Below are 10346 nucleotides of genomic sequence, written 5' to 3'. Positions count from 1 at the left end.
TGCATTATCAGGGTTCCAATCAATCCCCCAATATTCTATAGGAAACGCCTTAGCATATATCACTCCACACTGTTGCAAATCTTCCTCTTTCATTTTTCTTATCATAAAAATCACCTCGTAAAATCTCGATATGTCTTTTTCAGCCACATTAATGGAAAAAGGGATTATAGTTATTCTTCCATTAGATCTTTCTCTTCATATGGCTTATTCCACGATCCGATCTCGATCAGATTTCCTTCCGGATCTGCTATATAGCAGGTTCTTTGTCCCCATGGCTCAAGCTCCGGTGGCAGGACAGGTACAGCACCGTTTTCCACAGCCTTCTTATATGCCTCATCTACTTCATCAAATGTGTCGACATACAGCGCAAGTTCAAAATGGCCGTTAAGTCCTTTAACATAGTCATATCTCCGGTTGGTCATTTCCTCAAAGTCTTTCCTGCCATACAGCAGAAACAATGTCCCGTCTTTAACAAGGTAAACATTTTTCGTGTTTTCCGCTTCTTTGATCTCAAAACCAAGAACATCTCTGTAAAAGCGGATCATTTTTGCCATATCATCAACGAGTAATCCAAAACCGTCTAATCTCATAATCTTTCCCTCTTCAGTCGGTCTTTATTTTAGTTTTCATTAGTCTGTTGATCAACTTCTTCATACATCCTGAATGTTCCCGGAACCACGCCGCCGATCCGATATGAAAATCAATCTTTATCTGATGAACCTTCATTTCGATCATCCTTCCTTAAACAAATCTAATTCCGGTATTTTTTCATAGTACAAAAAATCTGTAACGCCGGTGTTTTCGGCATACAGTCTCTGCTCACCCCTATATAAAAACCCGGCTTTTTCATACATCCTCTGCGCCGGAAGATTTGTTTTCAGCGCATCAAGGCGAAGCACCTTTTTCCCATTCCTGACTGCAATCTTCATCGCTTCCTCAAGAATCTTGATCCCCAGTGTTCTTCCCTGATATGAAGGAGAAACCGCAAGCAGATGAACTGTTGCTACCTGATCGTTCGGAAGTTTATCCCTCCATACTATCTTCTCGTATTCCGCGCCCTGATTCATAGAAATTGCCACAACCCCGGCGGCATCATCTTCATCCATCAGGAAATACATCTCATCATGCAGAATATATGCTCTAAGCTGTTCATCTGTAGGATGCTTTCCATATACCCACCTGGCATATTGCTCTATCAGCGGAGTGTTCTCTATCACATCAATATATATTTTCTTCACTGCCTCGAAATCATTCGCATAAACCAGCTGCATCATTCAATCTCCATCTTCTGCAAAATCTTCATACTTCATCGGCGTAAACCAAATCCCGTTCACTGTCTGTTCTTTATCCGTGTCTGTAAATCCCAGCGCATGATAAAACGGCACTCCATAGGGCGAGGAATTAACAGTGATTATCTGATTAGGATATTCCTGCCGTACTGCTTTGAACAGCATTGTTCCGATCCCTTGGCGATGATATTTCCCGTCCACAAAAAAGAAACAGATATGCTTTTTGTCTGATCGGATTCCCACTAGACCTATCAGTCTTTCCCCGTCAAAAGCACCGTAGTATTCAATTCCTGCAAGATATCCTTCGTCATGTAAACACTTCCGGAATTCCTCTATGCCCTCTTCCCCATAATCCGGTGACTCATACTCTGAAAACACTCTCCACGCAAGGTCAAGAGCTGTAGATCTTTCTTCAGCAGAAAGCTTCCTAATTGACACCTCACTTTTCATTTTCTCCATATAAACAAATATCCTCCCAAATCCCGATTTGTCGTAATTATTTATATTTACACATACGACGATTTCTATTTGTCCTTTTATATTGAACTTACTTAATTATGGTAATACATCCCAAGTTGCATAGTTCTGCATATCTATACGAATATCTTTATTATTAGTTCTATCTTTAGCACCAAATACACGAAATATTGGGTCACGATCCCCCACACCAAACACGTCGATATCATCTATCTCGTATATTTCCCCAGGAAATCTTTTACAAGTAACGATATTGCCATAATCTAATTTCAAAAACTCTTCTTTAGTCATGATACCTGTGCCTTCCTATGATTCATTAACAAGCTTCCCTGTACAACTTATTAGCACCTTTTTTGATCTTGTAATGCCTTCATTATTACTTCAAAATCACTCAAATGAATATAATGTCCACTATTGTCTGCTCTTAACAAGATCGATTTTTCTGAAAAAGTAAGGTATTCCTGCATCAAAGACTGCCACAGCTCTTCAACTTTTTCCGCAAATTCTTTTGTGGTTTGTCCAAATTCCATGATTTCTTTTATTTCAAATTCACTTCCATGGGTTATAAGTACGATAGGAATCTGCGGAAAGTTCCCTCTTTCTTTTAATTGACAGATCTCCTTTTCCTCATGTGCCAGGCGATATTCCTCTAAGGCGGCATCATGAAGTTCTACCTTTGTTAATTCATCTAAAATGTATTTCTTTGCTTCCGGTGTAAATTGATCATAGTAATAAAATGGTGGTGCTTTTTTCATAATGAGTTTAATTACAAACCCCAAATGCCAAGAAGCCATTTTCCGCATGATTACAAAGTTTTCTGATTTATTAAACCCACTCTTTTTCTGCTCATCAGTTGTAGTAAATACTGTTTTATATGTATTGTCATTTGCAGATAAAGGATCTACAAACACTATGCCACGAATCATATTGGGATACAATCTGGCAAATTGCTGCGCATACAGACCACCCTGTGAATGTGCCAAAATAATAATCTTACTTTTACAGGGTAGTTCCATTAACAAAGTATGTAATTCTTCGGCTATATTTTTAGGCGAGCGAGCCTTGGAAATATTTCTGCCGCGCTCATACAAAAGAACGGTAAATTGTTCTGAAAGCTGCTCTGCAATGTGCCACCACTCACCGGCAACTGCGCCAAGTCCCATTTCAATAACCAGATCAATATCTCCCTCGCCAAATATGCGATAGGATATATTCTGACCTTCTATCATTTTGCTATCCAGAGATAAAGGCTTTTTCATTTATAATCTCCTTGTAATAAAATACTCTGGAACAAAAGTAACACAAAACAAAAATAGACCTTCTCCTTACACGGATTTAGGTCTGTTTTTCACTCCAATATTTTTCGGTAAATTGCGAGTTATAAGTTTAACGCCATACAAATGGCGCCTTCCAGCTTGTCATAAGGGGGATAGTTATCAATCAGAACACTTTTTACCTCGATAATCAGGTTCTACCCAGACTCTTTTTATCTCAACATCAGCATCGGAATATCTCTTTAATCCGGCACATCCAACTGCTGTACCACCAGAATATGCGATTATAACATCCGAAATGCTGTCAGACAAATTATATGGAACAAATCCCGATCTATTGGAAATTCCACCTACAATCTTACAGTAATATTCTTCCGTCTTTTCATAAAAGCATCTGAAATCTTCGTTACTACCGCCAGTCCAACGATACTCAATATCCATAATGCCCTCCTCGTTTATATTAAAAGATAATTGTTTTATCAAATTGGAATTTGTAGTACTACAGCCTTATCAGATAATATTGGCTAGTTCTTCCTTCTTTATAGTTTTCGTTTTCTGCAATAAGCGTCCCGCCATTCTTTTGAATGGTTGCTGCAGAGGCCAGATTCTCTTTATAACAGCCAAGTATAACCTTTTCCATTCCTTTTTCTTTGCACACTGACAGTGCATATTTGAGCATCGCAGTAGCATAACCTTTGTTCCTTTCGGATGGCCTGACTCCATACCCAATATCGCCGTATTTTTCAGAAAGCACTTCTGGCAGTTCATATCGAACACTTAGCAAACCTATCAATCTGTCCCCGTCAAAGCAAAGATACAGCAGAGATTTACCCCATTGTTCATCACCAGACAGAGCATTATTCTTTATCTTAGTTACCCACTCAGTATAATCAGAGGATGATAAACCCAAGCTCGCACTGATGCTGGTTTCTCCGTTATTATGGTGTTCTTGTACATATTTCTGTAGTATATCTTTGTCGTTAATTTCAGGAAGTCTATACTTCATTTTTCTCACCTGCAAACTCCGATTTGCATATATAAGCCTTACGCAATAATCAATAATGTATAGTATACGTATTTCCTCTATCCTCTTCAATATTCAAGCCTTTGCAAAATGAGGCAGGAACCCCGTCCCCCTGGTCCACTTTCAGCACGCAAAAAAAGACTCGGTACAATGTACCGAGTCTTCCGAAATCTGCAATAGCAGATTGATTATCTCTTTGAGAACTGTGGAGCACGACGAGCTTTCTTCAAACCGTACTTCTTTCTCTCCTTCATACGAGGATCTCTTGTAAGGTATCCAGCCTTCTTAAGTGTAGGTCTGTACTCATCTGAGTCTGCCTGAAGAAGGGCTCTTGAAATACCATGTCTGATAGCACCAGCCTGACCTGTTGTGCCGCCGCCTCTTACTGTAACAACTACGTCGAACTTGTCTGTTGTCTCAGTAGCTACGAGTGGCTGACGAACGATAACCTTAAGAGTCTCAAGACCAAAGTACTCATCGATAGGTCTCTTGTTGATTGTTATATTTCCATTACCAGCTTTAAGATATACTCTGGCGATTGACTTTTTTCTTCTACCTGTTCCGTAGTAATTAGCTGACTTTGCCATTTTATTATTCTCCTCTCAGATTAAAATGTTAATACCTCAGGCTTCTGAGCTGCATGTGGGTGCTCAGCACCAGCATATACATGAAGCTTACCATACATCTCTCTTCCAAGAGATCCCTTAGGAAGCATTCCCTTTACAGCGTGCTCAACAACTCTCTCTGGGTGATCCTGAAGCATCTGACGAAGTGAGAACTCCTTGTGATGTCCAACGTACTCTGTGTGGTGCCAGTACATCTTCTGATCCATCTTCTTACCAGTTACCTTGATCTTCTCAGCATTGATAACGATCACATAATCACCTGTGTCAATGTTAGGTGTGTAGATAGGCTTATTCTTGCCTCTAAGTACGTTTGCAACGTTTGATGCAAGACGTCCAAGTGTCATATCTGTAGCATCAACTACATACCACTTCTTCTCAACTGTAGTTGCACTAGGCATAAAAGTTTTCATTATGTTTCTCCTTTACAAAATAGAACAATTACTAAATTGCATCGTCTGCAAAGACCCTTCACCTGATCTGTGCAGTTATATGAACATATTGAAGCTTACCGGGACATCAATATGTCACTTGCATTGTCGTGCGGGCATAGTTATAGAACGAACTTTGTCACGCGAATGATATTATATGACGAAACTTTAGTCTTTGTCAACATTTTTCTCGTCTTTTGAAGCCCCATTTTCATCAGCCGAATCAGGCTGTGGGATACCATCCACAAACACATATTTCATGAGGAAAAGTCCCTGGGCTGGAGCAGTAGGACCTGCTGCCGATCTGTCTTTTGCCTCGATCATTCCTGGAACGTCCGATGGAGCGCCCTTGCCGCGGCCAATCTGGATAAGAGTACCAGCAATAATGCGTACCATGTTGTACAAAAATCCGTTTCCAGTAACTGAGATCACAACCTCGTCCCCTTCGCGCCTTACATGAACATCCTTAATGGTGCGGACGTGACTTACCGCCTGGGACTCCACATTACAAAAGCTTGTAAAGTCGTGTTCTCCCACAAGATACTGGCCAGCCTCCTGCATAATCGCCTCGTCAAGGGGCATACTGAAGTGGTAGGTATAGAGCCTCTTGGTAGGAACCTCCTCCTTGGAGTTTAAGACCCTGTACTCGTAGGTTTTCTCGGTGCTGCAGTGCCTTGGATGGAAAGTAGCCGCAACTTCTCTGGACTCCACTACCCTTATATCCTCCGGAAGCAGATGATTCAGGGCAAAAGAGAACCTGTCTCCCGGAATTGTACTGACGGTATCAAAAACAGCCACATTCCCATAGGCGTGAACTCCGGCGTCCGTGCGGCTTGCACCTATTACCTGCACATCTTCACCGGTAAGCCCATGAATGGCTCTGTTAAGCATCTCTTCAATTGTATTTGGGGTGCTCTTTTGGAGCGCCCAGCCATTATATGCAGTTCCATCATATGAAACTGTCAGCATTACTCTTTTCATAGAATTACTCTGCTGGCGATGATCGCCGCGAAATAAAGAACAATTACTCCGTATGCAAGAGCGTCGCGCTTCTTGTAGATAAGGGGCTTCATCTTGGTCCTGCCCTCTCCGCCGCGATAGCACCTTGCCTCCATAGCCATTGCAAGGTCGTTGGCCCTTCTGAATGCTGATACAAACAGAGGTACCAGAAGGGGGATAAGGCTCTTTGCCCTGTTCATAAGGGATCCGCTCTCAAAATCCGCTCCCCTGGCCATCTGGGCCTTCATGATCTTGTCGGTCTCCTCCATAAGGATTGGAATGAAACGAAGTGCGATTGACATCATCATGGAAATCTCGTGGACCGGAACCTTCACCTTTTTCAACGGATTGAGCAGATCCTCAAGGCCGTCTGTAAGGTTATTGGGCGTTGTAGTCAGGGTCATCAGCGAAGATCCTGTGATAAGGAACACAAGCCTTACACCCATCATAAGAGCCAGCCTTAGGCCCTCTTTTGTTATCTGGAATCGTCCAAATGTTACAAGCGGAATACCTGGTGTCAGAAACAGATTAAACACCATGGTAATGATCAGCAGGAAGAAGATCGTTTTCATACCCCTAAAAATGAATTTAGGGGGCACATTTGACAGTTTTATGCAAAGGGCGAGGAATAATCCCGCGATCACATAACCTATGAAATTTTTGGCTATAAACAGGGAAATAATAAAGGAAAAAGTAGCCACAATCTTAACCCTTGGATCAAGCCTGTGGATCACGGATTCCGTCCTATAATATTGTCCCAGTGTTATCTCTCTTAGCATCTTCCTAAAGCCTTTAGTATCTCTTGTTTTGCTTCCTGCAGGGTGGTCACATCAGTGTCCACATCAAAGCCTTCCGCCTTGAGCTCCTGCATGCAGTATGTCACCTGGGGAGCAGCCAGGCCAATCTCTTCAAGCTCCTTGTAGTGTCTGAAAACTTCCTTGGGCTCGCCGTCAAACTCAACTCTGCCCTTGTTCATAACGATTATCCTGTCAACATAATCTGCCACGTCTTCCATGCTGTGGCTTACAAGGATTATGGTCATTCCAAGCTTGCTGTGAAGGTCGCTGATGAGGTTAAGGATATCCTCTCTGCCCTTAGGGTCAAGACCCGCTGTTGGCTCATCAAGGATCATAACCTCTGGCTTCATGGCCAGTACACCTGCGATGGCCACTCTTCTCTTTTGCCCACCTGAAAGGTCAAATGGGGACTGGTAAAAATACTCATCCTCCAGGCCAACTTCCTTGAGGGCCTCATAGGCTCTGAGCTCGTAGTCCCTCTGTGTAAGTCCCAGGTTCTTGGGGCCAAAGCACACATCCTTAAAGCAGTCCGTCTCAAAGAGCTGATGCTCCGGATACTGGAACACCAGGCCAACTCTGGCCCTTAGGTTCTTCTTGTTGTAGGACGGATCATTGATATCTTCGTTGTTAAAAAAGATCTCGCCGCTGGAAGGCTTAAGAAGGCCATTAAGGTGCTGGATCAGAGTAGATTTGCCTGATCCTGTGTGACCGATAAGTCCAATAAACTGCCCGTCAGGGATCTTTAAGTTGACGTCAATGAGCGCAGGGCTTGCCATTGCTGTATCTTCGTCATATATGTGATTGACATGATTAACGATTATCGACATTTCTTTAGAGCCTCCACAAGCTCTTTTCTCGTAAGTATTGCATCTGGAAGGGGAACGCCTGCCTGCCTTAGTTCATGGGCAAGAAGTGTCACCTGAGGCACACCAAGGCGCAGCTCTTTGAGTTTATCCACCTGAGCGAAGATCTCCCTTGGAGTTCCCTCCATAACAACGCTGCCCTTGTCCATAACAAAGACCTTGTCAGCGTCTACAACTTCTTCCATATAATGGGTGATAAGGATGATGGTGATGCCTTCAACCTGGTTCAGGGCTCTTGCTGCTCTTATGACCTCGCGACGTCCGTTGGGGTCAAGCATGGCTGTAGGCTCATCCATGATGATGCACTTGGGATGCATGGCAATAACGCCTGCAATTGAGACGCGCTGCTTCTGACCTCCTGATAAGTGGTTGGGAGAAGCCTTCCTGTACTTGTCCATGCGGACTGCCTTAAGTGCTTCGTCAACTCTCTCCCAGATCTCCTCCGTTGGAATTCCCATGTTCTCCGGGCCAAATCCAACATCCTCCTCAACAACCTGACCAATTATCTGGTTGTCGGGGTTCTGGAATACCATACCGGCTTCCTGCCTGATATCCCAAAGATGATCGTCGTCTTCAGTATTATAGCTATCCACATAGACTTCACCCTCTGTAGGGTATAAAAGGGCATTAAAATGCTTGGCAAGGGTAGACTTGCCAGATCCGTTGTGACCAAGGATCGCGATGAACTGTCCCTGCTCAACCTTAAGGTCAACGCCGTCAACAGCCCTGGTGATTCCCTCAACATTGCCCTCTTCGTCACGTCTGATATATTCAAATACAAGCTTTTGCGTATCTATCATCTTTCCCATAACAGTGCTAATTTTACTAGATTTCATAGGTAAATACAACTTGAATGCATTATGCGTGTTATAATTTTCTTAGCGCTAAAAATTAATGTTTAAAGAAAGGAATATGCTCATGGCAAAGATGAAAAACTTCAGGAAATCTTTTAGTGGTGACAGCACATCTCTTTTAGAGGATGTAATGGAGTTTATTGATTCTTCCCTCACCAGTATCGGAACCAACAAAAAGCTGATACAAAAGACCGAGCTCATAACAGAGGAAATGATCGCGGAACTGTCCAAGAACTCTTTTCCCGGATCAGCTCTTAAGGTTCAGGTCACAAAGCGCCTGGGCGACACCTCTGTGAATCTCTCCATGAAGGGAGCAGCATTTGAACCATATTCCGATGATGAATCCATAGATGAAGACTCCAGCATAGGAGTTATCCGCTCAGTACTCCTGCGCTCCTATGGAGAAAACTTCAAATATCGCAACAAGAACAATGTAAACCTTGTAAGGATCGTCGCTGACCAGTCTGAGCAAAAGCTGAACAACTCTGCATTATATGCTCTGGCTCTTGGCCTTGTCTTTGGTATCATCGCCAGGATGTTTATCCCTCAGCCGGTGAACGCTGTTTTGTGCGACTATATCCTTGATCCGATAAAGACCGTATTCATGCACGCCATCAAGATCATCGTGGCGCCTGTTGTGTTCTTTTCCATTGTTTCATGTTTCTCACAGTTTGGGAGTCTTTCAGAAGTTGGTAAACTGGGAAGCAAAGTTATCGGAGTATACCTGCTCACCACTGTTATAGCTGTATTTGTGGGACTTGCAGTATTTAGCATAATCCAGCCTGGTGAATTTGGCTTTGCTCTTGCCTCTGACCTCTCATCTCAGGCTGTTAATATAGACACTTCAGTAGATACATCTCTTTTATCTACAGTGCTAAACATCGTGCCTTCCAACTTTTTATCACCATTCCTTGAATCCGACACTCTCCAGCTGATCTTCCTTGCAGTTCTCTGCGGCCTTTCAGTTGGATCCATAGGTCAGTACTCAGCTATGTTAAAAGAGCTGTTTGACGCCCTCAACTCTCTGTTCCTTAGCATAACCAAGATTATCGCCAAGTTCATTCCTGTTGCGGGTTTTGTATCAATAGCTCTTCTTATCATTAATCTCAGCATCGATAACCTTGTGGCAATCCTTAGTGCTGCGCTTTCACATATGCTGGCCATCTGTGTTATGCTATGTGTCTACGGTATGCTGGTCATGATTCTTGGAAGAGTCAACCCGATCAAGTTTTTCAAGAACAACAGAGAAGGAATGATAACCAGCCTGACTCTTTCATCAAGCTCAGCTTCCGTCCCAACCAATATGAGGGTCTGCACAGAAAAAATGGGCATATCACCTGTAGTTGCCAACTTTTCAATTCCTCTTGGTGCTACAATAAACATGGACGGTGTCTGCATTTACCTTACAATGTTTGGACTTTTCATGGCAAAGGCCTACGGAATACAGATTACACTTCCAGCCCTGATTTCACTGTGTTTTACCATCGTATTGTTATCCCTTGGTGCTCCCGGTGTTCCAGGCTGCGCCCTGATATGCCTTGGTGTGATTCTTGAAACCCTGAACATACCAATGGAAGCTCTGGGTCTTATCATTGCAATCAACCCTATTCTTGATATGTTTGATACAATGTCCAATACAACGGGAGATGTGGCAGCCGCCGTGATCGTCGCCCGAAGCGAAAAGATGTTGGACGTAGAGAAATTTAACAGCTAAC

General features: G+C 43.0%; 14 protein-coding genes. 1 reads left to right on the top strand and 13 read right to left on the bottom strand.

What is annotated here, in order from left to right:
• Positions 1–170 precede the first annotated feature (170 nt).
• The 13 genes from D6855_RS08090 to D6855_RS08030 form a co-directional block, all read right to left on the bottom strand.
• Positions 171–590, bottom strand: coding sequence for a VOC family protein (locus D6855_RS08090; protein ID WP_120739801.1), 420 nt, complete (start codon positions 588–590; stop codon positions 171–173).
• 141 nt (positions 591–731) lie between these two features.
• On the bottom strand, positions 732–1274 hold the full coding sequence (locus D6855_RS08085; RefSeq protein WP_120739799.1) for a GNAT family N-acetyltransferase: 543 nt from the start codon (positions 1272–1274) through the stop codon (positions 732–734).
• Positions 1275–1748, bottom strand: coding sequence for a GNAT family N-acetyltransferase (locus D6855_RS08080; protein ID WP_243111833.1), 474 nt, complete (start codon positions 1746–1748; stop codon positions 1275–1277). It lies immediately after the preceding gene.
• A 96-nt stretch (positions 1749–1844) separates the two neighbouring features.
• The gene (locus D6855_RS08075; RefSeq protein WP_120739797.1) at positions 1845–2057 is read right to left on the bottom strand and encodes a hypothetical protein; all 213 of its coding nucleotides are present in this window, start codon (positions 2055–2057) and stop codon (positions 1845–1847) included.
• Positions 2058–2107: 50 nt separating this feature from the next.
• Positions 2108–3025, bottom strand: a complete 918-nt coding sequence (locus tag D6855_RS08070) for an alpha/beta fold hydrolase (RefSeq protein WP_120739795.1) — start codon at positions 3023–3025, stop codon at positions 2108–2110.
• A 177-nt stretch (positions 3026–3202) separates the two neighbouring features.
• Positions 3203–3481 (bottom strand): GNAT family N-acetyltransferase, encoded by a 279-nt coding sequence (locus D6855_RS08065; protein ID WP_120739793.1) that lies wholly within the window; start codon positions 3479–3481, stop codon positions 3203–3205.
• Positions 3482–3539: 58 nt separating this feature from the next.
• The gene (locus D6855_RS08060) at positions 3540–4046 is read right to left on the bottom strand and encodes a GNAT family N-acetyltransferase (RefSeq protein ID WP_120739791.1); all 507 of its coding nucleotides are present in this window, start codon (positions 4044–4046) and stop codon (positions 3540–3542) included.
• 206 nt (positions 4047–4252) lie between these two features.
• Positions 4253–4651 carry a 30S ribosomal protein S9 gene (gene rpsI, locus D6855_RS08055; RefSeq protein ID WP_120739788.1) on the bottom strand — a complete coding sequence of 133 codons (399 nt, stop codon included), beginning with the start codon at positions 4649–4651 and terminating at the stop codon, positions 4253–4255.
• Positions 4652–4671: 20 nt separating this feature from the next.
• Entirely contained in the window at positions 4672–5100 is a 429-nt protein-coding gene (rplM, locus tag D6855_RS08050; protein WP_120739786.1) for a 50S ribosomal protein L13, read from the bottom strand.
• 186 nt (positions 5101–5286) lie between these two features.
• Positions 5287–6099: a tRNA pseudouridine(38-40) synthase TruA gene (truA, locus tag D6855_RS08045; RefSeq protein ID WP_120739784.1), complete on the bottom strand. Its 813-nt coding sequence runs from the start codon at positions 6097–6099 to the stop codon at positions 5287–5289.
• Positions 6096–6896 carry an energy-coupling factor transporter transmembrane component T family protein gene (locus D6855_RS08040; RefSeq protein ID WP_120739782.1) on the bottom strand — a complete coding sequence of 267 codons (801 nt, stop codon included), beginning with the start codon at positions 6894–6896 and terminating at the stop codon, positions 6096–6098. Before D6855_RS08040 ends, truA begins: the two co-directional genes overlap by 4 nt.
• A complete protein-coding gene (locus D6855_RS08035; RefSeq protein ID WP_120739780.1) occupies positions 6890–7741 on the bottom strand; it encodes an energy-coupling factor transporter ATPase in 852 nt (283 codons plus the stop codon). Before D6855_RS08035 ends, D6855_RS08040 begins: the two co-directional genes overlap by 7 nt.
• On the bottom strand, positions 7732–8613 hold the full coding sequence (locus D6855_RS08030) for an energy-coupling factor transporter ATPase (RefSeq protein WP_330546900.1): 882 nt from the start codon (positions 8611–8613) through the stop codon (positions 7732–7734). The genes D6855_RS08035 and D6855_RS08030 overlap by 10 nt, the downstream gene beginning before the upstream one ends.
• Positions 8614–8695: 82 nt before the next feature.
• On the opposite strand from D6855_RS08030, the gene D6855_RS08025 reads away from it, so the two are divergent.
• Positions 8696–10345, top strand: a complete 1650-nt coding sequence (locus tag D6855_RS08025; protein ID WP_158589491.1) for a dicarboxylate/amino acid:cation symporter — start codon at positions 8696–8698, stop codon at positions 10343–10345.
• Position 10346 lies beyond the last annotated feature (1 nt).

Origin of the sequence: Butyrivibrio sp. CB08 (genome assembly GCF_003625485.1) — a bacterium.
In the GTDB taxonomy this organism is placed as follows: domain Bacteria; phylum Bacillota; class Clostridia; order Lachnospirales; family Lachnospiraceae; genus Butyrivibrio.
The sequence above is the reverse complement of the archived record's forward strand: the minus strand, read 5'-3'. Positions and strand labels throughout refer to the sequence as shown.